Origin of the sequence: Comamonas flocculans (assembly GCF_007954405.1) — a bacterium.
Lineage (GTDB): Bacteria > Pseudomonadota > Gammaproteobacteria > Burkholderiales > Burkholderiaceae_C > Comamonas_C > Comamonas_C flocculans.
The window spans coordinates 1,612,696-1,636,754 of record NZ_CP042344.1 but is presented as its reverse complement, the minus strand read 5'-3'; the positions used below and the strand labels follow the sequence as shown (position 1 = coordinate 1,636,754).

Genomic DNA, 24,059 nt, shown 5'->3' with positions numbered 1-24,059 from the left:
TCAGGCGAGGGTGCGCACCGCGTCCAGGGCCTGCTCCACGCGGTCCACGGCGTGGATGCTCAGGCCCGCAATGGGTTTCTTGGGTGCATTGGCCTTGGGCACGACGGCGACGGTGAAGCCGAGCTTGGCGGCCTCCCTGAGCCGCTCCTGCCCGCGCGGGGCCGGTCGCACCTCGCCGGCCAGGCCCACCTCGCCAAAGGCGAAGAAACCCTTGGGCAGGGGCTTGGCGCGCAGGCTGGAGGTGATGGCCAGCAGCACCGCCAGGTCGGCCGCCGGCTCGCCTATGCGCACGCCGCCCACGGCGTTGACGAACACGTCCTGGTCAAAGCAGGCCACGCCCGCGTGCCGATGCAGCACGGCCAGCAGCATGGCCAGGCGGTCGCGGTCCAGACCGACGGACAACCGCCGCGGACTGGGGCCACCGCCATCGACCAGGGCCTGGATTTCCACCAGCAGCGGGCGCGTGCCTTCCAGCGTGACGAGCACGCAGGAGCCGGGCACGGGTTCGCTGTGCTGGCTCAAGAAAATTGCGCTCGGGTTGGATACGCCCTTGAGGCCGTGTTCGGTCATGGCGAAGACGCCGATCTCGTTCACCGCGCCAAAGCGGTTCTTGATCGCGCGCACCAGACGAAAGCTCGAATGCGTGTCGCCCTCGAAGTACAGCACCGTGTCCACCATGTGCTCGAGCACGCGCGGGCCGGCGATGGCGCCTTCCTTGGTGACGTGGCCGACCAGCACCACCGCGATGCCGCTGGCCTTGGCCAGGCGCGTGAGGTGGGCCGCGCATTCGCGCACTTGGGCAACGCTGCCGGGGGCGCTGGCGAGCTGGTCCGAATACATCGTCTGGATGGAGTCGATCACGCAGACGGCGGGCTGCACCGCATCGACGGTGGCGAGGATTTTTTCCAGCTGGATTTCGGCCAGCACCTGCACGCCGCTGGCCGCCAGGCCCAGGCGGCGCGCGCGCAGCGCCACCTGGGCGCCGCTTTCCTCGCCGCTCACGTAGAGCACCGGCAGGCCCAGGCGCTGCAGCGCGTCGAGCGCCTGCAGCAGCAGCGTGGACTTGCCTATGCCCGGATCGCCCCCGATCAGCGCCACGCCGCCCTCGACGATGCCGCCGCCCAGCACCCGGTCCAGCTCGGCGATGCCGGTGGCCGTGCGCGCGACTTCGGTCGCCTCGATGCTGGACAGCGGCACGACCTGCTGCGCCGGCGCCAGGCCCGCGTACGACGCGCCGCCCAGGCGGTTCTTGCCCGCGCCGGCAGCCTCGGCGGCCGTTTCCACCAGCGTGTTCCAGGCGCCGCAGCCGGGGCATTTGCCCAGCCAGCGCGGGCTGCTGGCGCCGCACTCATTGCAGGTGTAGAGGGTCTTTTCCTTGGCCATGACCGATGCTAGCCGCCCGGGGAAGGATCAATGAATTGATAGCTTTCAGCGATTGTCCACCAAGGTTTTCAGATATAAAAATACCCGAGATCATTGCTACACGAGCGCTAAAAGCTATTGTTTTTGATAATATCTATCGTGGTGCCGCAAGGTGCAGCGCCCGCAGCGCCTCGGGCAGGCTGCGCGCCTGGGGCAGCCAGTGGTCCACCGCCGCGCCCAGGGCCACGGCGCCTTCGTCCACCGCGCCGGCCAGGCCCAGCGCCTCGCCAAGCTGGGCCGCGCCCTGCGCCGCGTCGCCGCCCTGCGCCTCGGGCAGCAGCGCGCGCAGCCCCTGGGCCGCATCCACGCCGGTTTCGGCCGCGTCCAGCGCGTCACCTGCCCGCACGCGGCCAGCGCTGGCCGGCCGCAGCAGCCACAGCGCCCAGCAGCGCAGCACCAGCAGATAGGCGCCATAGCCCACGGCCAGCGCCAGCAGGTAGCGCAGCGCCAGGCTGTGCACGCCCGCCTGGCGCAGCAGCGCCGAACCGCCCCAGGTGAGCGCCAGCGTGAGGGCGCCGATCAGCCAGCCGTGCAGGCGCAGGCTGTGGCGGCGGCGCAGATCCTGCTCCAGCGCCCGGCGCTGCAGGCGCAAGACGCTCCAGCGGCTGCGCGGGGCGGGCATGGCGCAGACCCTCGCGCCCGTCAGTCCTGCACCAGCACCGGCACGCGCGGCGCCAGCGCGCACAGCAGTTCGTAGCCTATGGTGCCGGCGGCGGCGGCCACTTCTTCCACGGCCAGCACGGCGCCGCTGGCGGCGCGCCCCCACAGCGTCACCTCGCTGCCCAGGCCGGCGCCGGGCAGGGCGGTGAGGTCCACGGCCAGCATGTCCATGCTCACGCGCCCCAGCGTGCGGCTGCGCGCGCCGTCGACCAGCACCGGCGTGCCGGTGGCTGCGTGGCGCGGGTAGCCGTCGGCATAGCCACAGGCGACGGTGCCGACCACCATGGGCCGCTCGGCAATGAAGGTGGAGCCGTAGCCCACGCTGTCGCCCGCCTGCAGCTGCTGCACGCCGATGACGCGCGCGGCCAGCGTCATGCCCGGCTGCAGGCCCCAGTGCTGCAGGTCGTGCTCGGGAAAGTCGGGCGCGCTGCCATAGACCATGATGCCGGGGCGCACCCAGTCGGCGCGCACCGCGGCGTCGTGCGCATGGCGCAGCAGCGCGGCGCTGTTGCTCAGGCTGCGCCCGCCGGGCAGGTCGCGCGTGACGGCCTCGAAGGCGGCCACCTGGTGGGCGATGCCGCGCGCGCCGTCGGCGTCGGAAAAATGCGTCATCAGCGTGATCTCGTCGACCTGCGCCAGCGCGTTCAGCCGCGCCCAGGCGCCGCGATAGCGCCCGGGGGCAAAACCCAGGCGGTTCATGCCCGAGTTCATCAAGAGGAAGACGTGGTGCGGCGCCTGCGTCTTGTGCTGGCCGAGCCAGTCGATCTGCGCATCGGTGTGCACCGCGTGCCACAGCGACAGGCGCGAGCACAGCTCCAGGTCGCGCGGCTCGAACACGCCCTCCAGCAGCAGGATGGGCCCGCGCCAGCCCAGCTCGCGCAGCAGCTGTGCCTCGGCCAGGTCCAGCAGCGCAAAGCCGTCGGCGCCGCGCAGCGCATCGAACACCCGGGCGATGCCGTGGCCGTAGGCATTGGCCTTGACCACGGCCCAGACGCGCGCGCCCCGGGCACGCTCGCGCGCGGCTGCAAGGTTGTGGCGCAGCGCGCCGAGGTGAATGGTCGCTAGGATGGGGCGTGGCATGTCTATCCAGGGGCAACGGGGCAAAAGCGCGGGCATTCTCGCACCGGCTGCGCCGGGTGCTGCGTGATATAAACCCGCGCGTCGCTCCACGGAGTTCCCCAAGTTCTACTTCGCCCCCCCGGCCGGGGCGGTCTGCCAACTCCTGATGAAGCGCGGTTTCTACACCATCATGTCGGCGCAGTTCTTCAGCTCGCTGGCAGACAACGCCTTGTTCGTCGTGGCCGTGGAACTGCTGCGCACCGACGGCGCGCCCCCCTGGCAGGCGGCGGCGCTGGTGCCGATGTTCGCGCTGTTCTACGTGCTGCTCGCGCCCTGGGTGGGCGCGTTCGCCGACTCGCTGCCCAAGGGGCGGGTGATGTTCTACAGCAATGCCGTCAAGGCGCTGGGCTGCGTGCTGATGCTCGCCGGCTCGCACCCGCTGCTGGCCTACGGCGTGGTGGGCCTGGGCGCGGCGGCGTATTCGCCGGCCAAGTACGGCATCCTCACCGAGCTGCTGCCGGCCTCGCGGCTGGTCAAGGCCAACGGCTGGATAGAGGGGCTGACGATAGCCTCCATCATCCTGGGCGTGGTGCTGGGCGGCCAGCTGGTCGCGCCCGAGGTGTCCGAGCTGCTGCTGGCCGGGCAGTGGCCGGGCATCGAACTGCCGGCCGAAGGCGCCATCTTCGCGCTGATCCCGGTCTACCTGCTGGCCGCCTGGTTCAACCTGCACATCCCGCTGACGCGCACGCGCCGCCGGCCGATGCCGCGCAACCCGCTGGCGCTGCTGCCCGACTTTCGCGAATGCAACCGGCGCCTGTGGCGCGACAAGCTGGGGCAGATCTCGCTGGCCTCCACCACGCTGTTCTGGGGCGTGTCGGGCAACCTGCGCTACGTGGTGCTGGCCTGGGCGGCGGCGGCGCTGGGCTATGGCACCACCAAGGCCGCGGCGCTGGTGGGCGTGGTGGCGCTGGGCACGGCCAGCGGCGCGGTGTTCGCCTCGCTGCGCATCCGCCTGGACCGCGCGCCGCGCGTGATCCCCTGGGGCATAGGCATGGGCGTGCTGGTGATGGCGATGAACCTGATCGACAGCATCTGGGTGGCCGTGCCCTTCCTGGTCTTCATGGGTGCGCTGGGCGGCTTCCTGGTGGTGCCGATGAATGCGCTGCTGCAGCACCGCGGCCACCACCTCATGGGGGCGGGGCGCTCCATCGCGGTGCAGAACTTCAACGAACAGCTGGCCATCCTGCTGATGGGCGCGGCCTACAGCATCGCCAGCAGCTGGGGCCTGTCGGCCTTCGGCGCCGTCACCGCCTTCGGCGCGACGGTGACGCTGGTGATGTGGCTGATCCAGCGCTGGTACGCCTGGAATTTGCGCGCCTACCGCGAAGAGATGTCGCGCCTGAAGGTGATCGCCCGGCGCGACAAATGATTTTTCATAGCTGCAAGCGCATGACAATCTTGCGTTTGCGGCAGTTTTCATGCACAAGTCCCTGCCCGTTTTCGCCCTGCTGTGCAATGCCCTGATCTGGGGCGTTTCCTGGTGGCCGCTGCGCCGCATGTACGAGGCCGGCCTGCACCCGCTGTGGGCCATCGCCGCGATGTTCGCGCTCATCACCCTCACGCTGCTGCTGCTGCGCCCCGGCGCGCTGCGCCAGCTGCTGCGCGCACCCGGCCTGTGGCTGCTGGTGCTGGTGGCGGGGCTGACCAACGTCGGCTTCAACTGGGCGGTGACCATAGGCGACGTGGTGCGCGTGGTCATCCTGTTCTACCTGATGCCCGCCTGGTCCATCCTGCTGGCCTGGCGCTTTCTGGGCGAGCGGCCCACGCGCGGCGCGATGGCGCGCCTGCTGCTGGCGTTTGCCGGCGTGGTGCTGGTGCTCTGGCCGGCGGACGGCGAGCTGGCGCACTTCACCCGCGGCTTTTCGCTGGCCGATGCGCTGGCGCTGCTGGGCGGCTTCATGTTCGCCGCCACCAACGTCACGCTGCGCCGCCTGCGCGACGAACCCACGCAGGCGCGCGTGCTGGCCATGTTTGCCGGCGGCGCGCTGCTGGGGGGCCTGGCGGCCGCGGCCGGCCAGGGCCTGGGCGCCGTGCCCGCGCTGCCCGGCGCCAACGCCGCCTGGCTGGTGCCGCTGCTGGTGTGGGCCGGGGCGCTGATGCTGGCCAACTGGGCGCTGCAGTACGGCGCCACCCGCCTGCCCGCGGGCACGACGGCGCTGGTCATGCTGTGCGAGGTGCTGTTTGCCAGCGCCTCGTCGGTGGCGGCCGGCGCGGCCCAGCCGACGCTGCGCACCTGGGCCGGCGGGGCCTTGATCGTCTCGGCCTCGCTGCTGGCGGCGCTGCAGGCGCGCCGCTGAAGCCCGCGCCCGCCGCGGCGGGCCGCGTTGCACCGCCGCGGGGCCGGGCACGGCATCCGTGCTACCTCCCTACCCCTTCCACGGCGCTTCCGTGGCGCTTCCCTGCGCACGGCATGCGCCTTCCGGTGCGCCTGCGCGACCGCTGCGCACCCCGGCGCTGCCCCACGCGCAAGGCCCGACGCAAGTGCAGGTCGGTTTATTGTTTCCATAGACGAAACAATGTAATTCGTTTCAGGGTCTTTTTTTAACCAGGGTTAACCCTGAAACTACGAGGCATCGGAGGACGCAACCAAGGTGCTCCGTAAGAAGGCGATCAGGCCGCAGCCGCTTTTGCGACAGCCCGGGCGCCCTGTTTGAACCGTTTTGTCTCAGGAGAAAAAAATGATCCGCATGAACCACACCCTCACCGCTCTGGCCGCTGGCCTGGTGCTTTCGGGCAGCGCCCTGGCCGCCGGCCCGGCCGCGGGCGAAGGCCCCTTCTTCCAGTTCGACAGCCTGCCCGTGGCCAGCCAGCTGCAGCGCGCCGAGGTGCGGGCACAAGCCGCGCATGAGGCGCCCCTGGCCGGCGAACTGCCCGCCGCCCCGCTGCAGCTGGCCACCAGCGTGCTGACGCGCCAGCAGGTGCGCAGCGAAGCCGTGGCGCACAAGCCCGCGGCCGGCCTTGCGCCCTTTGGCATCGCGCTGCCGGCCAGCGCCAGCGTGAAGGCGCGCGCCTCGGTGGCGACGCCGCTGGCGCTGCAAACCCGGCCGGCCGCGGGCAACCTGCCCCTGGCCCAGGCGCCGATGAACGCCAGCACGCTGGCGCGGGCCGAGGTGCGCAGCCATGCCTTGGGCGCCGCGCCCGCCGCCGGTGAGTTCACCGCACGGCAGGCGGCGCTGCCCGCCAGCGCGCTGAGCCGCGCCGAGGTGCGCGCCAGCACCCGCGAGGCGCTGGCCAGCGGTTTTCACGTGCAAAGCGGCAATCTTTCCTGAGGCCACGGCGCGGCGCGACCCGGGCCTCGACCAGGGACGCAGCCGCCGGCCGGCGCAAGAGAGAAATGCCAAGGGCATGCAGCAGGGGCTGCATGCCCTTTTTTCATGGGCGCGCAGCCGCAGGCAATACACCTGGTACGGCAAGGCGAGGCAACGCAGTTGTCTTTTTGCTTGCGAAGCCGCATCAGGCCGGCTGGCCGAGGGTGCGCAGCTGGCGCGCGCGGGCCAGCTGGCGCTGCACCAGCGGCAGCGCCAGGCCGTAGTCGGCGGCAAAGCGGGGCAGCTCACTGCCCGCGGCCTCGAAGGCGCGCAGCAGCGCCTCGGCGCGCGCGTCGTGTTCGCCCGCTTGGGCCAGCGCGGCATCAAGGTCGGCGTCGGCACCGGCGCGCGGGCCGCGCACGCGCTCGGCATAGGCCTCGCGCGTCAGGCCCGAGGCTTCGTAGGCGCGCACGATGCGCTGGCGCAACTGCGGCCCCAGGTCTTCCTGGCTGCGCCGCTGGCGGCGGCGAAACACCTCGACGAGCGCCTGGTACAGGTGCTCCGGCGCGACCGGCTCCACTACCTTGCCCTGCAGGTCGTGGCGCGGCTGGCCGCTGGCCATGGCCACGAGGTAGCGGGTGGAGCGCGTGTGCCAGGCCAGCGCCTGCTTGAGCTCGTCCTTGTCGGGCGCATGCGCGGCCATCAGGTCCTGGAAGATGCCGCGCTTGAGCGGCAGCGGCCGCTCGCCGAACAGGCGCGGATGCCACTGCGCCAGCTGCGCCATCAGGGCGGGCGGCGTGCGCGCGGGCCGGCGGGCGGCCTTGGCGGCGGCGGAGGGCGCGCCGGCTGTGTCGGTACTGTCGGCTGGCGTGGCCGGGGCGGTGTCGGTGGCGGTTTCGTCGGTCATGGCGCGAGTGCTTCGTCCAGCACTTCTATCCAGTGGCGCACCGGGATGTCGGTGCCGTTTTGCAGATGGGTGATGCAGCCGATGTTGGCAGACAGGATGGCCTGCGGCGGCTGGTCCTCGAAAGATTGCGCAAGGTGCGCGAGTTTACGGTCACGCAGCTGGTGCGCGGTCTCGGGCTGCAGCACCGAATAGGTGCCGGCCGAGCCGCAGCACAGGTGCGCCTCGCTGGCCGCCAGGCGCAGTTCGAAACCGAGCGCGCGCAAACCGGCCTCGACCCCGCCGCGCAGCTTCTGGCCGTGCTGCAGCGTGCACGGCGGGTGCCAGGCATAGGGCCGCCCGCCGGCGCGCACCTTGCCCTTGAGCAGCGCGGCCAGCTCGGGCAGCAGCTCTGAAATGTCGCGCGTGGCCGCGCTCACCTTCGCGGCGCGGGCGGCGTATTCGGGGTCGTGGCGCAGCAGGTGGCCGTATTCCTTGACGGTGACGCCGCAGCCCGAGGCGTTCATCACGATGCATTCGACCTCGCCGCTCTCCAGATGCGGCCACCAGGCGTCGATGTTGGCGCGCATCTCGTCCTTGCCGCCCGCCTGGTCGTTGAGGTGGAACTTCACCGCGCCGCAGCAGCCGGCCCTGGGCGCGACCAGGGTCTGGATGCCCGCGGCGTCGAGCACGCGCGCGGTGGCGCCGTTGATGCCCGGCGCCATGCTCGGCTGCACGCAGCCGGCCAGCAGCAGCACCTTGCGCGCATGCGCCGCCGTGGGCCAGGCACCGGCGTCCTGGCGCGGCGGCACCTTCTCGCGCAGGCGCGGCGGCAGAAGGCCGCGCACCGCCTGCCCCACCTTCATCGCCGGGGCGAAGAGCGGCGAGGGCAGGCCCTGGGCCAGCGCCCAGCGCAGCGCCTTGTCCACCGGTTTGCGCCCCACTTTCTCTTCGACCACGCGCCGGCCGATGTCGAGCAGCTTGCCGTACTCCACGCCGCTGGGGCAGGTGGTTTCACAGTTGCGGCAGGTCAGGCACCGGTCCAGGTGCAGCTGGGTCTTGTCGCTCGGCTCCTGGCCTTCGAGCATCTGTTTCATCAGGTAGATGCGCCCGCGCGGGCTGTCCAGCTCGTCGCCCATGAGCTGGTAGGTCGGGCAGGTGGCCAGGCAAAAGCCGCAGTGCACGCACTTGCGCAGGATGGCTTCGGCCTCCTCGCCCTCGGGCGTGCCGGCAAATTCGGCGGACAGATGGGTTTGCATGGCTCAGGCCCTCCCGGTGTTGAAGATGCCCGCGGGATCGAAAGCCTGTTTGAGCCGCTCATGGATGGCCCGCAGGCCGGGGTTTTCCGGGTCAAAACCGGCTCCAGCCCTTGCCCCGACTGCGCCCGCAGCTCTGAAAATCGATGCGCTTCCACCCACGGCGCGCGCAGCGGCGCGCAGGGCCTCCCCCGCAGCCGCACTCGCCTGCACCCAGCGCAGCCCGCCATGCCATTCGACCAGCGGCGCATCCACGCCCGGCGGCAGTGCCAGCACCGGCGCGGTCTGCGGCAGCGACAGGCGCCACAGCGCATGCTGCGGCCGGCGCGCGGCAAACCAGGGCAGGCCGTGGTCGCGGCAGGCGTCCCAGTCGCCCTGCACCTCATGCAGGCGCTCACCGCCCATCTGCTGGCAGGCCGAGCGCACCGCTGCCGCGGCGCCGCGCAGGCGCACGTACAGCACGCCGCGCCCCTCGTCCTGCACCCAGCAGCTGGCGTTCAGCGCCAGCGCCTGGCCGCCCCAGCGGTGCAGTTGCGCGAGCGCCTGGGCCTGGTCCAGCTCGAAGCGCAGCGTGGCCTCAGCCGGCGCCATGGGCAGCACCTTCAGGCTCACTTCGGTGATCACGCCCAGCTGCCCCCAGCTGCCAGCCATGAGGCGCGAGACGTCGTAGCCCGCCACGTTCTTCATCACCTGCCCGCCAAAGCGCAGCAGCTCCCCCTGGCCGTTGAGCAGCTCCACGCCCAGCACGAAGTCGCGCAGCGCACCCACGCTGGCGCGCGCCGGCCCCGACAGGCCCGCGGCCACCATGCCGCCGACGGTGCCGCCGGGTGCGAACTGCGGCGGCTCGAAGGCCAGGCACTGGCCGTGGCGCGCAAGCAGCGCCTGCACTTCATCCACCCGCGTGCCGGCGCGCACGGTGACCACCAGCTCCGTTGGCTCATGCTCCAGCACGCCGGCGAGCGCGCCCACGTCCAGCGCCTGGCCCGACGCGGGCGCACCCAGCGGATGAAAGCCTTTGGTGCCACCACCCCGGATGGCCAGCGGCGTCTGCTGCGCATGCGCCTGGCGCACGCAGTCCTGAAGTTGGGCAAGGGTGTCTGGCATGGGCGCATGGTAGCGCCGGCGCCCTGCCTGCGTGGCAGGCAGGACGGCAGCACCGGGTTTCGCGCCGGGCCCGCAGCAGGCCCCTTGGGACGGCAACGCCGCCTCGCCGGCGCCGGGCGCGCAAACCAGGGCGCCTGGTCCGTCCTGTTGCTTTCACGCATATCCATGCAATGCGCCGCCCCGCCCGCTACAGTGCCGCCACCCCCTGAACAAACCCGTCCCATGAGCCTTGCCCTGGTCCAAAGCCGCGCCCTGCTGGGCCTGGCCGCACCCGCCGTCACCGTGGAGGTGCACCTGGCCAACGGCCTGCCGGCCTTCACGCTGGTGGGCCTGGCCGACGTGGAAGTGAAGGAAGCGCGCGAGCGCGTGCGCGCGGCCATCCTCAACAGCGGGCTGGAGTTCCCGTCGAACAAGCGCATCACGGTCAACCTGGCGCCGGCCGACCTGCCCAAGGACTCCGGGCGCTTCGACCTGCCGATCGCGCTGGGCCTGCTGGCGGCCAGCGGGCAGATAGCCGCCGACCGGCTGGCGGGCTGGGAGTTTGCCGGCGAGCTCTCGCTGTCCGGCCAGTTGCGCAGCGTGCGCGGCGCGCTGGCCACCGCGCTGGCGCTGCGCGGCCAGGGTGAGGCGGCGCGCCTGGTGCTGCCGCTGGACAGCGCCCGCGAGGCCGCGCTGGTGCCCGACGCGCCAATCTACGGCGCCGAGCACCTGCTGGACGTGGTGGCGCAGTTCCTGCCGCCCGGCGCCGAGGGCCAGGCGGGCGAGCCCAGCGGCTGGCAGCGCGTGCTGCCCGCGCCCGTCGCCGACGCCGAGCCCGGCGCGGATCTGGCCGACGTCAAGGGCCAGGCCGCCGCCCGCCGCGCGCTGGAGATCGCCGCCGCCGGCGGCCACGGGCTGCTGCTGGCCGGCCCGCCCGGCTCGGGCAAGTCCATGCTGGCGCAGCGCTTCGCCTCCATCCTGCCGCCGATGACGGTGCAGGAGGCGCTGGAGAGCGCGGCGCTGGCCAGCCTGGCCGGGCGCTTCACGCCCGCGCGCTGGATGCGCCGGCCCACCGGCAGCCCGCACCACAGCGCCAGCGCGGTGGCGCTGGTGGGCGGCGGTTCGCCCCCGCGGCCGGGCGAGATATCGCTGGCGCACCACGGCGTGCTGTTTCTGGACGAATTCCCCGAGTTCGCGCGCAGCGCGCTCGAAGCCCTGCGCGAGCCGCTGGAAAGCGGCCACATCACCATCGCGCGCGCCGCGCAGCGCGCCGAATTCCCGGCGCGCTTTCAGCTCGTCGCGGCGATGAACCCCTGCCCCTGCGGCTTCGCCGGTTCGCGCCAGCGCGCCTGCCGCTGCACGCCCGAGCAGATCGCCCGCTACCAGGGCAAGCTCAGCGGCCCGCTGCTGGACCGCATCGACCTGCACGTGGAAGTGCCGCACCTCCCCGCCGAAGAACTGCTGGACGCGCCCCCGGGCGAGAGCAGCGCCGCGGTGCGCGCGCGCGTGGTGGCCGCGCGCCAGCGTGCCATCGCGCGCCAGGGCCAGCCCAACCAGGCGTTGTCGGGCCAGGCGCTGCAGGACGCGGCCGGCCTGGACGAAGCCGCGAGCCGCTTCCTGCAGACCGCCGCCACCCGCCTGGCCTGGTCGGCGCGCGCCACCCATCGCGCGCTCAAGGTAGCGCGCACCATCGCCGACCTGGGCGGCTCTGAGCACGTGGGCGTGGCGCACGTGGGCGAGGCCATCCAGTACCGGCGGGTGCTGTCGGCAAAGTAGCGGGCCATGCACCCCTGCTCCTCCCGACGCAACCGCTCCCGCCGCGCGCTGCGGCGGGGCGCAACCATTTTTTGACACGGGAATGAACACATGAGAGCCGGCCCCACGCTCGTCATCAAGGCACCTGGCTGCAAGCAGTTGCTGCGCCTGGGGACCCTCGCTTCGGTGAATTTCCTGCGCGCCACCCTGTGGACCGACGGCCAGGACAGCGGGCCGATGTGCCCTCTCTACGACGCGCTGAGAAAGCATCCGACGGAAGGCGTCCTGTTCTGGGTTGACGACTGCGAGGAGGTCGGGCGCATCGAGCGCCCGTACAAGCCTGGGCCGATACGCTGGTTCAGCCATGTCGAGGGCTTCAAGGAACTGCAGGAGCTGTGTCCCGACCCGCCCCCTCCGCCACCGGTGCCCGCCGAGTGGCACGATTTGCCGTATGCGCTGCATCCGTCCGCGATGGACCATCTGGCCGCGCTGGCCCGCGGCCTGGGGGACACGCCGGGCAAGCGCCAATACCTGCGCACGCGTTTCTGGTGGGCCGGCAACGACCCCATCCGCGGCAGCACGGGGCGGCGCCTGAACGGTCTGCATGTCCACAATCTGCAAATATTGATCGGGCTGCTGGATGAAGAGCATCCCCACAAGCGCTGCAGCAAGGCCGAAGCCCTGCGCGAGCTGGGCCGCTTTGACGAGGCGCTGGCGCTGCTGGACTTCGACTTCCCCGAGGGCTTCGGTCACTGGCCAGCGCGCGTGCGCGAACTCGCCTTGGCGGGCAACGCGACGGTGGCGGAAGTTCCCGTCAAGCCCGGCCCCTAGGATGGCGCCGATGCAGGCCATCGCGTTCGACGGGGCGGCTTCGGGTGCCTCCTGGCTTCGCCCGGCCTGCAGGCGCCGGAGCAGCCGCATCGCCGCGCACCCCTGCACACCGCCGGCCGCCGCACGCGTGTCGCGATGGTGGCCACCGCATCCGCAGTGCCCGAACCTCCAGGCCGGGCGCACATCGCGGCGTGGGCGCTTGCCTGCGCAAGCAATGCCCTGGAGCACAACGCGCAGTCATGGCCACCAGCACGCAGTTCATTGACCACCTCACGGAGCAACTGGCGCTCGGCGACCGGTTCACCGTGCGCAAGATGTTCGGCGAGTACGCGCTCTACCTGGATGGCAAGGTGGTCGCCCTGGCCTGCGACAACAGCCTGTTCGTGAAACCCTCCGAAGCGGGAACGCGGCTTGCCCCCACGCTGCCGCGGCGCCCGCCCTACCCCGGCGCCAAGGCGTATCCGGTGGCGGACGAACTGCTCGATTGCCCGCAAGCGCTGCAAGAGCTGTTGGTGCAAACCGCCTTGCTCATGCCTGCACCAAAGCCGCGCAAGCCCGCAGCCGCCCGGCGCCCGCGCGGCAAGGGCCCGCCAGCGCGTTGAACTGCAGCGGGGGGTCGATCGACGTGCTTGCGGCGCAAGGCGCCAGGGGCAGCGCCCGCAAGGGCGGCGGGCGCCGCAAAGAAAGGAATCACGCATGCCCCAGCAGTCTCATCCGCATTCACGCCCGCACGCGCCGCACGGCGAGCACGCGCACCACCGCCCCTACCTGATGCTGTGGGTCAATCTGGCCCTGAGCCTCGTCGTCATGTATGTGGTGATGTTCACCATGATCAATGGCTGGGTCGACTTTCACAACAACATCAACATGCTGTACATGGCGGTGACGATGTGGGCGCCGATGGGCATCTTCATGCTGCTGACCATGGCCGGGATGTACCCCAACCGGCAGGCCAATCTGGCGCTGTGCGTGCTGTTCGCCGTGCTGACGGCGGGCTCCTTCTGGGCCACGCGGTCGCAGGCGCTGGTGCACGACCGCCAGTTCATCCTGTCCATGGTTCCGCACCACTCCGGCGCGATACTCATGTGCCGCAAGGCGGCGCTGCAGGACGCCGAGCTGATCGCGCTGTGCCGGCAGATCGAGGCGGGGCAGCGCGCCGAGATCGAGCAGATGCAAGACATCCTGACGCGGCTTGAGGCGCAGAGCCGCTGAGTTCGCTTGCCCCATCGGGCGCGCATCGGCGGACAATGGCTTGCCCTGCCACCCCCCGCGGCTGGCGCCGCGCGGACGCCGGGCGGCGCCAGCCACAATCGCCGGGAGAACCCATGCCCTACATCCAGCTTGACGTGAACGCCCATTACCCCGCGCCGATGAAGCAGCGCCTGGCCGGGGCCTTGATGGCGAGTTACGCCGAAATCATGGCGACGGACCCGCGGCGCATTACCGTGGCGATCCGGGAACTGGGCGAAGGCGGCATCTGGCGCACGACGCAAGCGGGCGCCGACCCCGAGCCGGCAGCAATGCTGGTGCTGGACATCCGGCGCGGGCGCCCGCCCGAGCAGCGGCTGCGCGTGGCCCGGGCGCTGTGCGCCCATTGCGTCGAGATGCTGGACATCGCACCCGAGCGATTGAACGTGGAATTCACCCAGCACGCGGGCGACGAGATGCTGCACCCGGCGCTGGGCGGCTTCAGTCCCGAGTGGCAACCGGGCGGGCAGTGACAAGCCCGCGCCGCAGGAAGGGGAAGACATGGTCGGAGCGATTGCAACGCTGCTCCTGATGCAGCTGGCGGGCACCTTGCTGGTGCAGTTTCTGCGCCTGCCGCTGCCGGGGCCGGTGCTCGGCATGTTCCTGCTGTTCGCCTGGCTGGCGTGGCGCCGCCAGGTGCCCGAGGCGCTGTCGCGCACCGCGCAGACGCTGCTGGAAAACCTCTCGCTGCTGTTCGTGCCCGCCGGCGTGGGCATCGTCGCGCATTGGCATGAAGTGGCCGGGCAGGCCGGACGCATCACCGTGGTGCTGGTGCTGGGCGCGGCGATCACGCTGGTGACCACCGCCTGGACGCTGCACTGGCTGCTGGCGCGCGCCCGCGCGCGCGGCCCGCGGGACTAACCCATGCGGCTGAATGCCATCTGGGTCTACCTGGCCAGCCAGCCGCTGCTGTGGCTGGCGCTCACCGTCACGCTGTTCTGGCTGGCGCGACGCCTGTATCTGGCCGTGGGCGGACTGGCCTTGTGCAACCCTGTGCTGGTGTCGATCGCGGCCATCGTCTGCCTGCTGCTGCTGACCGGCACCGGCTACCAGACCTATTTCGACGGGGCACAGTTCATCCACTTTCTGCTGGGGCCAGCCACGGTGGCGCTGGCGGTGCCCCTGGTGCAGCAGTTGCCGGTGCTCAGGCGCAGCCTGGCGCCGCTGTCGGTGGCGCTGCTGGTGGGCGCGCTCGCGGGCATCCTGTCCACGGTGGCGTTGTGCTGGCTGCTGGGCGTGGACGGGCGCACGCTGCTGTCGCTGCTGCCGCGCTCGATCACCACGCCGATCGCCATGGGCGTGTCCGACCAGATCGGCGGCAGCGCGGAGCTGACGGTGGTGTTCGTCGTGATCACCGGCGTGCTGGGCGCCGCCTTTGGCGTGCCGCTGCTGGGCCGCCTGGTGCGCAGCGACCCGGTGGCCGGCGGCTTTGCGCTGGGCGTGACGGCGCACGGCATAGGCACGGCGCGGGCGTTTGAAGTGAATGAACAGGCCGGCGCCTTTGCCGGCCTGGGCATGGGGCTCAACGGCGCACTGACGGCAGTCCTGATCCCGCTGGTGGTGTGGGCGCTGGGCTTGCAGGGCGCGGCCTGAGCCCGCCCGGGTTTCAGCGGCCGGGCAGCGCGAGCCGGGTGAAGCTCCTGGCCTCGCGCACGCTCTGCCCCAGGCCGATCTGGCCCGAGCCGTTGCTGCCCGCCACCCACACGCTGCCGTCTTGCCTGAGCGCCAGCGTGTGCGACCCGCCGGCCGCGATGTGCGCGACACCGCTGGCCACCTGCACGGGAGCATGCCGGTCTGCGGCATCCCCGGTACCCAGACGGCCGCTGTCGTTGTAACCAAAGGCCCAGACCGTGCCATCCTGCGCCAGCAGCAGGCTGTGCAGCTCGCCCGCGCCGACGGCGGCGATGCCACCGGCGCGCAACGGGAACGGCGCATTGCGGTTGGTGTTGCCGCCATCGCCGAGCTGCCCGCCGCCGTCGAAGCCGAAGGCCCAGGCGCTGCCGTCCGTCTTGCGCACCAGGCTGTGCGCGGCGCCGGCGCTGATCTGCGCCACGCCCTCCATGATCTTCACGGCTTGACTGCGATCGGCGCGGTCGCCCGTGCCCAGCTGCCCGTTGCGGTTCTGGCCCACGCTCCACAAGCTGCCGTCGTGCTTGAGGATCAGGCTGTGGGCCTCGCCCGCGCTGGCGGCGCGCACGCCGTCCATCACCTTGACGGGACTTGAGCGGTTGTCGGCGTCAGCCGTGGCCAACTGCCCGAAGGTGTTGCGACCGAAGGCCCAGAGGCTGCCGTCCTGCTTGATGGCCAGGCTGTGCGCACGGCCGGCGGCGAGCGCCACCACGCCGTCCATGACCTTGACGGGCTGGCCCGCCGTGCTGGTGCCGCCGTTGCCGACCTGGCCGAACTCGTTGTTGCCGCAGGCCCAGAGGCTGCCGTCCTGCCTGAGCACCAGGCTGTGCTGCCCACCCGGCGCCACGGCGCGCACGTCGGCCAGCACCTGGACCGGCGTGCGCTTGGCCACCGTATCGCCATCGCAAAGCTGCCCATAGGCGTCGTTGCCCATGGCCCAGAGCTGGCCGTCCCTGGTCAGCAGCATGCCGTGCATGCCGCCGGCGGCGATGGTGGTGACTTTCATGCTTGGGGTCCGGGTGGGCGGCACGGCGGATGCGCCGATGCCAAAGAACAGGGCGAGGGCGCACGCGACGGTGCGTCGGGGTGGCTGCATGGGATCACCTGCCGTTTTCCGGTTCAATCGATCAGCTTCTGGCTGAGCACATCACAACGCCCGCGTGGCCAGCCTTTTTGCGACCAGAGAAATTCGCAGGCGTAGTCCTGCTGCTGGCCGCAGCCGCTGGCGCGGTAGAGGAGAAAGCGCTCATCGATCCATTGCCGGATGCGCGCGGCCTCGGCTTGCTGCGCTTGCCACAGCGCGAGCCGGGCCGGGTCGGCGCGAACGTCGTCGGGGGCTTGCACCGCGTTTGTCATCCGCTTTTTCTCGCGCCTTGCATGCAGCGTGAGGCCTTCGAGTTCACGCACCTGCACACGCTCGGCGGGGCAGGTCTTTGCCTGCATGAACAGATCGCGCGCCGCGTCCATGCGGCTGGTGCAGCCCTGGGTCATCAGACCCGTGAAGAGCAGCAGGACGGGGCGCACCATTTCCTTCGCTCTACAGGCGGCTCAGGATGTCCGCGCGCTTGGCCTCGTATTCCGCGCCGGTCACGAGGCCCTGATCGCGCAGCGCCTGCAAGGCCCGCAGGCGGCTGGCGGCGTCTTGCCCACCGCCCTGGAGGATGTGCGTGCCTCCGTCGATGACGATGGGCCGGCCGTCGCGTGGCTGGTTCCTGGCTTGCTCCAGTGCTTCGCCAACCATTTCGGCCATCTTGCCGCCCAGGGTCTGGCGCAGCACATCGCTCAGCCCGGCGAGGCCCTGCAGCTTCGCGGCGTCATCGACGGACACCGTCGTGCGCATGGTGGTGAAGGCGCCGGGTGGGTTGGTGTGGCCCTGCGGCGACCCGGTGAACGAGGGGCCGGCGGGCGGCGCACCCAGGCCCGGCAGGCTGAAGTCCTGCGCATCGTCGTCGCCCTTGCGCAGGGCGGCGCTGCCCAGCAGGTGCCACAGCGAAGCCAGCGCGAAGAGGGCGGCCGAATACCCCAGCCAGGCCACGCCGATGGTGGCCAGCGTGATGGCTTCACTGCGGCCGTCGGCCTGCGTGCAGGAGATCACATGGCTCACGCCGCGCTGGCCGGGCTTGTACGAGTAGCCCTGCGAGTGCAGCTCGACGGCGCCATCGCAGATCAGCGATGCGGCGGGCAGGACGACGGGCGGGAACACCGCGCCGACCGCGGTGGCGATCATCAGGCCGGCAAACAGGCTCAGGCCCGCGCGCACGATCCAGCGCGCTTTCGGAAACAGGCGGCCCGGCAGCGAGCCGCCGATGCGAAAGCCCGCCAAGCCGAACACGCGGGCAAACACGCGCCGCATCACCAGCGCGACGACAAGCCAGATCAGCACCGGGATCACCAGCCCGGCGAGGCCGAGCCATTCAAAGAGGTGGCTGTCGCTCATCGTGTTCTCTGTTTCAGGGGCGCGGCGTGTCGAGCACCGCGCTGCAGCGCTGCGGACCGAGCCGCTCGCCGCCTTCGGTGATGCCGCACAGGCGCGGGCTGGTCCAGGCGAGCTCGCGCGTCGCGGGGTTCCAGGCCAGCGGCAGGTCGCCCGCCGCGGTCTGGCGGATGCGGTGCGCGCGGCCCGTGGCCAGGTCCAGCCACATCAGGCCGTCGTCGCTCGGGTAGATCAGGTGGCTCTGGTCGTGCAGCAGGTGCTGCAATTCCCAGCCGCCGCGCTGCAGCTCGGCAGTGCCGGGCTGGCCCTGGCGCCGCATGCGCAAGACGAGCCTGCCCCGCCCCTGGTCGCTCAGCCAGATGAGGTGCGGGCCCAGCAGCAATGCGCTGCCTGCGACCAGGCCTTCATCGCCGAGCACCCGGATGGCGGCCACGGCCCGGGGGTCGGCGGCGCGCGGCGGCGGCGCGCGCTCGGCCATGGCGGCATCGGCCGGGCGGCCCTGCAGGCGGGTGAAGCCGATGTCGGGTGCCACCTGGCCGCGCAGCAGGCGGATGCGCGCGCCATAGCGCTCGCGCAAGCAGGCATCGACGGCCAGGTTTGCGCGCGCCTGCGCCAGCGTTTGGCCCGCGATGCAGCCTTGATCGCGCTCGCGCAGCCAGTCGGCCTGCTGTTTTTTCAGGGCGCCCGGGTTGGCGCCGCGATCGAGCGCCTGGCGGTACAGCCCGGCCAGCTCCACGTCGAGCGCCGCCAGCGGCGCGCGCTCGCACAGCAGGTGCTCGGTGGTGCTGCGCGCCCGGGCGCAGTCGAAGCTGGGCTGGGCGTCGGCCGTGGGCGCGGCGGGCGGCAAGGCGGCCGTGCGGGCCACGGCGGGCAGGCAGGCATGGGCCGTGGCGCTTTGCGCGGCGGCCGCATCGCAGCCGTCCTCGGGGCGATAGATCAGGCCCGTGACCGTGGCCAGGCACAGAGCCGGTGCTCGCGGGGCCTGGGGCGTGCCCTTTGCCGCGCCTCGGGATTCGTCGCAGGGGCGCGCGCTGAGCCAGGCCAGCCGGTGGCTCTGCCCGGTTTGCCGCCACGCCAGCGGCATGTCGCCTTTGCTGGTGCCGGGGATGCGCCAAGTCCGGCGCTCCAGCATCTCATGCACTTGCAGCCCCTGGGCCGAGGGGTAGACCACGCTCCAGTTGGCGGCGCGAAACTGGCCCAGTTCAGGCCCGCCGCGCGCCAGCTCGGTGGCGGGCGGCGGCTGGTCTTGCCGGGCTTGCGTCAGCAGGGCGTAGCGGTCTTGGGGCAGCGCGCGCAGCCAGAGCACGCGCTTGGCGTGGACGAGATGGCCGCGCGCGTAGCGGGACTTCGGACGGCTGTCGATGGTGCGACCCAGCAGCCGGACGGTGTCGGCGACGGCGTCGGGGTCATCGGTCAGCTCGTCGGGTGCGTAGCCGATCAGGCCTTGCAGGCGCTCGTTGTAACGCGGCAAGACGTCCTCGGGCAGGCTCACGATCTCCTTCACGCCGCGCGCGACGCTGGCGCTGAAGCGCCGCGGTGTCCAGGTGTCGGCATGCTGCTTGTCGCCGCGCATCGAGGTGATGGTGTAGAGCGTGGGCCCGTCCCAGAACAGATGGGTGCCGGTGGCGAAGACCGCCTCGCCGTTCGGGTCGCCCGCGCCGAGCGCCGGGGTGGCGGGCAGCGCGCGCTCGCCGCGCTCGATCAGCCACACGCGCCGCCCGGCGTCGGCCGCGTCGCAGTTGACTTCGATCGCCAGCATCTGGCCGCTGTCATCGAACGCGCCTTGCGCGGCGATGCAGCCTGGTTGCATCAGGCCGATCTGCCTGAGCAGCGCGGGCGGGACGCTTTGCACTTCGGTGGGCAGGGGCGGCGCGGCGTGTATCGGCGTGGCACAGCAGCCCAGGGCCAGGCCGATCAGCGCGGCGCTCGCGCGGGAAAGACGGGGCGGGTGCGAGGGCATCAGTCGTTCCCGGGTTCGCTCTCGCGCTCCTGCACGGTGCAGCGGCCGCTGCCGGGCATGAGGTCGATGAAGCCGGCGGTCTGCGCGCTCTGGCCGCAAAAGCTGCCGGGCAGCAAATGCGCCATGTTGAGCGCGTAGCCGTCGCCCTCGCGCGTGACGCGCAGGCTGGACGCGCTGTCCGGCTCGTCCGTCCGTCCGTCCGGCCAGGTGATGGTGGTGGCGTCGGCGGCATCGCGCCAGGTGGTGGCGCCGTCCTCGCGGTCGGCGTCCACGGCGCAATTGCCGCCGGGCGTGGCGGCGGTGTAGCTCAGGCCTTGCAGGCGGCCTTGCGCGCCCACGCGCAGCGTGAGGAAGTGGGCGTTGCCGGGCTCCTGCAACGCGCACTCCAGGGTTTTCATGCCGGGCGGCATGCCCGCTTGCGCGCTCGTCGGCAGCGGCACGGTTGGCAACTCCGCGAGTGCCACCGCCTTGCCGGTGCTGCTGACGAGCACCGGCTCGCCCCGGCCCCAGACGATATGCATGGTTTCTTCGTCGCCGCTGTCGTAGCCGCGCACGCTCAAGCGCAACTGGCCATCCACCAGCTCGCCGATGACCAGGCTGCCGCCGCGCTCCTGCACCAGCTCTTGAATGAACCACTGGTCCGCGCAGACCTGGGTCTGCGCCGGGTCCTCGCCCGGCGCGTTGGTGACGGCGGCGGCCATCTCCACCGGCAGCTGTACGGCTGCGGAAAACTGCGCGCCCGCCCGCTGCACGCTGAAGCGCAGCTCGTAGCGCTGGTCGTCGGCGCTGTCGCTCACCTCCAAGCGCCCCTTGCCTTGTGCTTGCCAGGCCTGGGCGGAGACGCAGGCAGAGTCCGGCGCGGGAGCGGTCTCGGCAGGTTTGCCACAGGCGTTCAAACCCAGACAGGCAGCAAGAAGCCAGAGGTGCGAGGGGCGCGGCATGGGCAGGCGCAGCTGTCAAAAACCGCATCCTAGGCCCGGCCGGGCAGCCCGACCAGTGACTTTCGTCACCCGCCGGCCGTTTGCGGAGGGCGATGGCGCGGTGCGGATGCCTCGGCGCCGAAACGCGCTCGGCAGAGTGCGCTGGCGCTACAGGCCCAGGTGCCTGCGGCGCAGGGCCGCGTCCGCCATGAAGCCGGCCATGTCGCCCGCGTGCACCACGCGGCCCTGCTCCAGCACCACCACGTGGTCGGCTACGGCCTGGGCAAAGGCCAGGTTCTGTTCGCACAGCAGGATGCCCATGCCCTGGGCCTTGAGCTCGCGCACGGCACGCGCCATCTGCTCGACGATGAGCGGGGCCACGCCCTCCGAAGGTTCGTCGAGCAGCACCAGGTAGGGCTGGCCCATCAGGGTGCGCGCCACGGTGAGCATCTGCTGCTCGCCGCCGCTCATGCGCGCGCCGCGGCGCTCGGGCATTTCACCGAGATTGGGGAAGAGCGCGAACAGGCGTTGCACCGTCCACGGCGGCAGCGGCGTGCCGCCTGGCCAGCGGCGCGGGCTCTGGCGGCCGGCCTCCAGGTTCTCCAGCACCGTGAGGTCGCCGAAGATGCGCCGCTCCTCGGGCACGTAGCCAAGGCCCGCGCGGGCGATGCGGTGGGCGCTCCAGCGGCCGATGTCCTCGCCCATGAAGTGGCGGCTGCCGCCGCTGCGCGCCATCAGCCCGGCAATCGCCTTGAGCGTGGTGGATTTGCCCGCGCCGTTGCGCCCCATCAGGGCCAGTACTTCGCCGGGGCGCACCGTCAGCGATACGCCATGCAGCGCCTGCGCCGCGCCGTACCAGGCCTGCAGATCGCGCACGCGCAGCAGCGGGGCTCGCTCCATGGGCTGTTCGGCCACGGGCAGGGTGGGCGGTGATCCGGGCGCTTGCAGACCGCTGCCCAGGTAGGCCTGCTGCACCTGGCTGTTGGCGCGCATGGCGGCGGGCGGGCCCTCGGCCAGCAGTTCACCGCGCACCATGACGGCCACGCGGTCGGCATGGGCGAAGACCACGTCCATGCTGTGCTCGGTGAACAGCACGCCGATCTGCCGCTCGCGCGCGAGCTCGCGCACCAGCTGCATCAGCGCGCCGCGCTCGGCCGGGGCCATGCCGGCGGTGGGCTCGTCCATCAACAGCAGGCGCGGCGTGCCCGCCAGGGCCAGAGCCAGCTCCAGGCGCTTGACGTCGCCGTAGGCCAGCTCCCTGCAGGGGCGATCGGCCTGTGCCTGCATGCCCACCTGGGCCAGCAGGGCGAGCGCGTCTTGCCTTCGGTAGCCGCCCGCGCCGCGCCACAGGCCACGCCAGCGGCCATCGTGCGCCAGCAGGGCCATCTGCACGTTGGCCAGGGCGGTGAAGCTGGCGAGGGTTTCAGCGATCTGGAAGGTGCGGCCCACGCCCCGGCGCGCCAGCTCGCGCGCGGCTACGCCGGTGATGTCCGCGCCGTCCAGCAGCACACGGCCCGCATCGGGGCGCAACTGGCCGCCAATCAGCTGGAAGGTGGTGCTCTTGCCCGCGCCGTTGGGGCCGATCAGCGCCAGCAGCTCGCCCGCCCGCACCTGCAGCGACACGCCTTGCACCGCATGCACCCCGCCAAAGGATTTGCGCAGGCCGCTGGCCTGAAGCAGGCTCATGGGCGCACCTCTTTTGCTCTTCTTCTGGAAGCTGCCAGCGCTTGCAGGCTCTGCGTTACACCCGAAATTCCTTGTGGAAATACCAGAATCAGCAGCAGTACCACGCCACCCAGCACCGCCCGCCACCAGGGCAGGGCGCGGGCCACGCTGTCGTGCAGCCAGGTGAAGGCGGCCGCGCCCACCACCGGGCCGGCCAGGGCGTGCACGCCGCCCAGCAGCACCATGACCAACGCATCCACCGAGGCGCTGACGGAGAGCACGTCGGGCGCCACCCCGCCTTTGGAGAAGGCAAACAAGGCCCCGGCCAGCGCCGCCGCCGCCCCGGCCAGCGTGAACGCGGCCCACTGCACGCGCCGCGTGGGCAGGCCCATGGCCTCGGCACGCGGCACCGAATCGCGCGCGGCGCGCAGCGCCCAGCCAAAGGGTGCGTGCAGCACGCGGCGCAGGCCGTAAATGGCGGCGGCGCACAGCAGCAGCACCAGCCAGTAAAAGCCCGCGCCGTCGCTCAGCCAGGCGGGCGGCCACACGCCGGTGATGCCGTTGCTGCCACCGGTGAAGTCGTCCCACTGGAAGGCCACGGCCCAGGTGATTTGCGCAAAGGCCAGGGTGAGCATGGCAAGGTAGATGCCGCTCAGGCGCATGCAGAACCAGCCATAGACCAGGGCCCCCGCCGCGCCCACCAGCACGGCCAGGGCCAGGGCGGCGAGCAGCGGCAGATGGGCCGCATGCACCAGCAGCGCGGCGGCATAGGCCCCGAGGCCGAAATAGGCCGCATGGCCAAAGGAGTGCAAGCCGCCCGGCCCGACGATGGCCTGCAGGCTGGCGGCAAACAGCGCGGCGATGGCGATTTCGGTGAGCAGCACCACGGTGTAGCTCTGGCTGCCTGCCAGCAGCGGCAGCGCGGCCAATCCCGCGATCAGCAACCACCAGGCCCAGCGGCCCCAGGCATCGGCCTGCATCAGGCCGGGCTGGACGGCGTCGCCCCGCACCACGGCATCCGGGCGGCCCATCAGGCCCCAGGGGCGCCAGACCAGCACCACGGCCATGACGAGGAATTCCGCCACCAGCGTGAGCTTGGGAAAGGCCACGGTGAATGGCCCGAGCTGCACCACGCCCAGCCAGATGCACACCGCCTTGAGCTCGGCAATCAGCAGGGCGGCGACGAAGGCGCCGGGCAGCGAGCCCATGCCGCCCACCACCACCACCACGAAGGCGCTGGCCACCATGGGCAGGTCCAGCTCCAGATTGGCCGGTTCGCGCGGCAGCTGCAAGGCCCCGGCCAGGCCGGCCAGCAGCGCGCCCAGGGCAAACACCGCGGTGAACAGCCAGGCCTGCTGCACGCCGAGCGCGGAGAGCATCTCGCGGTCTTGCGTGGCCGCACGCACCAGCGTGCCCCAGCGCGTGCGGCGCAGCAGCAGGGTGAGTGCCAGCAGCACCAGCGGCCCGGCGGCGATGAGGAACAGGTCGTAGGTGGGAAAGCGCCGCCCCAGGATGCTGACCGCGCCCGCGAGCCCCGGCGCGCGCGGGCCGAACAGGTCTTGCGCGCCCCAGAGCCAGAGCGCGGCGTCGCGGATGACCAGCACCAGCGCGAAGGTGGCCAGCAGTTGCAGCAGCTCGGGCGCGTGGTAGATGCGGCGCAGCAGCGCAATCTCGATCAGCGCGCCAAGCAGCCCGACGGCCAGGGGCGCGAGCAGCAGCGCGGGCCAGAAGCCGATCGCGCCGCCGAGCCGCTCCACGCTGCTGTAGGCCACGTACAGCCCCAGCACGTAGAGCGAGCCGTGGGCGAAGTTGACGATGCGCGTGACGCCGAAGACCAGCGACAGGCCGGCCGCCACCAGAAACAGCGTGGCGCCACCCGCCAGGCCGTTGAGCAGCTGGACGAGCAGACCCGACAAGTCCATGCGGCGGCGCGCGCGTGCCGGGCG

At 71.7% G+C, this 24,059-nt stretch carries 23 protein-coding genes; 10 read left to right on the top strand and 13 right to left on the bottom strand.

Translation table 11 applies throughout. From position 1 onward, the window contains the following. From radA to alr, 3 genes are all read right to left on the bottom strand, one after another. The gene (gene radA / locus FOZ74_RS07960) at positions 1-1,383 is read right to left on the bottom strand and encodes a DNA repair protein RadA (protein WP_146912560.1); all 1,383 of its coding nucleotides are present in this window, start codon (positions 1,381-1,383) and stop codon (positions 1-3) included. Positions 1,384-1,516: 133 nt separating this feature from the next. Next, entirely contained in the window at positions 1,517-2,044 is a 528-nt protein-coding gene (locus FOZ74_RS07955) for a hypothetical protein (RefSeq protein ID WP_146912559.1), read from the bottom strand. 20 nt (positions 2,045-2,064) lie between these two features. Beyond that, complete coding sequence (gene alr, locus FOZ74_RS07950) at positions 2,065-3,162, bottom strand: alanine racemase (protein WP_146912558.1); 1,098 nt, start codon at positions 3,160-3,162, stop codon at positions 2,065-2,067. Positions 3,163-3,307: 145 nt separating this feature from the next. Between alr and lplT the strand changes: the two genes are divergently transcribed. From lplT to FOZ74_RS07935, 3 genes are all read left to right on the top strand, one after another. Beyond that, a complete protein-coding gene (gene lplT / locus FOZ74_RS07945; RefSeq protein WP_146912557.1) occupies positions 3,308-4,570 on the top strand; it encodes a lysophospholipid transporter LplT in 1,263 nt (420 codons plus the stop codon). 49 nt (positions 4,571-4,619) lie between these two features. Then, positions 4,620-5,498 carry a DMT family transporter gene (locus FOZ74_RS07940; protein WP_146912556.1) on the top strand — a complete coding sequence of 293 codons (879 nt, stop codon included), beginning with the start codon at positions 4,620-4,622 and terminating at the stop codon, positions 5,496-5,498. 390 nt (positions 5,499-5,888) lie between these two features. Next, complete coding sequence (locus FOZ74_RS07935; protein ID WP_186764672.1) at positions 5,889-6,470, top strand: hypothetical protein; 582 nt, start codon at positions 5,889-5,891, stop codon at positions 6,468-6,470. Positions 6,471-6,654: 184 nt separating this feature from the next. Here the strand turns inward: FOZ74_RS07935 and FOZ74_RS07930 are convergent, their stop codons facing one another. From FOZ74_RS07930 to glcE, 3 genes are read right to left on the bottom strand one after another with little or no spacing between them, the layout of a single operon-like run. After that, positions 6,655-7,356, bottom strand: a complete 702-nt coding sequence (locus FOZ74_RS07930) for a ProQ/FinO family protein (protein WP_146912554.1) — start codon at positions 7,354-7,356, stop codon at positions 6,655-6,657. Then, positions 7,353-8,591, bottom strand: coding sequence for a glycolate oxidase subunit GlcF (glcF, locus tag FOZ74_RS07925; protein WP_146912553.1), 1,239 nt, complete (start codon positions 8,589-8,591; stop codon positions 7,353-7,355). The genes FOZ74_RS07930 and glcF overlap by 4 nt, the downstream gene beginning before the upstream one ends. 3 nt (positions 8,592-8,594) lie before the next feature. Beyond that, positions 8,595-9,692, bottom strand: a complete 1,098-nt coding sequence (glcE, locus tag FOZ74_RS07920) for a glycolate oxidase subunit GlcE (RefSeq protein WP_146912552.1) — start codon at positions 9,690-9,692, stop codon at positions 8,595-8,597. A gap of 222 nt (positions 9,693-9,914) precedes the next feature. Between glcE and FOZ74_RS07915 the strand changes: the two genes are divergently transcribed. From FOZ74_RS07915 to FOZ74_RS07885, 7 genes are all read left to right on the top strand, one after another. After that, the gene (locus FOZ74_RS07915) at positions 9,915-11,447 is read left to right on the top strand and encodes a YifB family Mg chelatase-like AAA ATPase (RefSeq protein ID WP_146912551.1); all 1,533 of its coding nucleotides are present in this window, start codon (positions 9,915-9,917) and stop codon (positions 11,445-11,447) included. Positions 11,448-11,537: 90 nt separating this feature from the next. Next, entirely contained in the window at positions 11,538-12,257 is a 720-nt protein-coding gene (locus FOZ74_RS07910) for a hypothetical protein (protein ID WP_146912550.1), read from the top strand. Positions 12,258-12,496: 239 nt separating this feature from the next. After that, a complete protein-coding gene (locus FOZ74_RS07905; RefSeq protein ID WP_146912549.1) occupies positions 12,497-12,859 on the top strand; it encodes a TfoX/Sxy family protein in 363 nt (120 codons plus the stop codon). A 94-nt stretch (positions 12,860-12,953) separates the two neighbouring features. Beyond that, the gene (locus tag FOZ74_RS07900) at positions 12,954-13,469 is read left to right on the top strand and encodes a DUF305 domain-containing protein (RefSeq protein WP_222434191.1); all 516 of its coding nucleotides are present in this window, start codon (positions 12,954-12,956) and stop codon (positions 13,467-13,469) included. Between the two features lie 113 nt (positions 13,470-13,582). After that, positions 13,583-13,978 carry a tautomerase family protein gene (locus FOZ74_RS07895; RefSeq protein WP_146912548.1) on the top strand — a complete coding sequence of 132 codons (396 nt, stop codon included), beginning with the start codon at positions 13,583-13,585 and terminating at the stop codon, positions 13,976-13,978. A 28-nt stretch (positions 13,979-14,006) separates the two neighbouring features. Further along, complete coding sequence (locus tag FOZ74_RS07890) at positions 14,007-14,366, top strand: CidA/LrgA family protein (RefSeq protein WP_146912547.1); 360 nt, start codon at positions 14,007-14,009, stop codon at positions 14,364-14,366. Positions 14,367-14,369: 3 nt separating this feature from the next. Then, positions 14,370-15,098 carry an LrgB family protein gene (locus FOZ74_RS07885; protein WP_146912546.1) on the top strand — a complete coding sequence of 243 codons (729 nt, stop codon included), beginning with the start codon at positions 14,370-14,372 and terminating at the stop codon, positions 15,096-15,098. A gap of 13 nt (positions 15,099-15,111) precedes the next feature. On the opposite strand, the gene FOZ74_RS07880 is transcribed toward FOZ74_RS07885, so the two are convergent. The 7 genes from FOZ74_RS07880 to FOZ74_RS07850 all read right to left on the bottom strand — a co-directional run bounded on the left by FOZ74_RS07880 (position 15,112) and on the right by FOZ74_RS07850 (position 24,035). After that, complete coding sequence (locus FOZ74_RS07880; protein ID WP_186764671.1) at positions 15,112-16,140, bottom strand: RCC1 domain-containing protein; 1,029 nt, start codon at positions 16,138-16,140, stop codon at positions 15,112-15,114. Positions 16,141-16,253: 113 nt separating this feature from the next. Continuing rightward, the gene (locus tag FOZ74_RS07875; protein WP_146912544.1) at positions 16,254-16,661 is read right to left on the bottom strand and encodes a hypothetical protein; all 408 of its coding nucleotides are present in this window, start codon (positions 16,659-16,661) and stop codon (positions 16,254-16,256) included. A gap of 10 nt (positions 16,662-16,671) precedes the next feature. Beyond that, entirely contained in the window at positions 16,672-17,571 is a 900-nt protein-coding gene (locus FOZ74_RS07870; protein ID WP_146912543.1) for an SHOCT domain-containing protein, read from the bottom strand. A gap of 13 nt (positions 17,572-17,584) precedes the next feature. Continuing rightward, positions 17,585-19,528, bottom strand: a complete 1,944-nt coding sequence (locus FOZ74_RS07865) for a lysozyme inhibitor LprI family protein (RefSeq protein ID WP_146912542.1) — start codon at positions 19,526-19,528, stop codon at positions 17,585-17,587. After that, the gene (locus FOZ74_RS07860) at positions 19,528-20,325 is read right to left on the bottom strand and encodes a hypothetical protein (RefSeq protein ID WP_146912541.1); all 798 of its coding nucleotides are present in this window, start codon (positions 20,323-20,325) and stop codon (positions 19,528-19,530) included. Before FOZ74_RS07860 ends, FOZ74_RS07865 begins: the two co-directional genes overlap by 1 nt. 291 nt (positions 20,326-20,616) lie before the next feature. Continuing rightward, positions 20,617-22,134 (bottom strand): ATP-binding cassette domain-containing protein, encoded by a 1,518-nt coding sequence (locus FOZ74_RS07855; RefSeq protein WP_146912540.1) that lies wholly within the window; start codon positions 22,132-22,134, stop codon positions 20,617-20,619. After that, positions 22,131-24,035, bottom strand: a complete 1,905-nt coding sequence (locus tag FOZ74_RS07850) for an ABC transporter permease (protein WP_146912539.1) — start codon at positions 24,033-24,035, stop codon at positions 22,131-22,133. Before FOZ74_RS07850 ends, FOZ74_RS07855 begins: the two co-directional genes overlap by 4 nt. Positions 24,036-24,059: the final 24 nt, after the last annotated feature.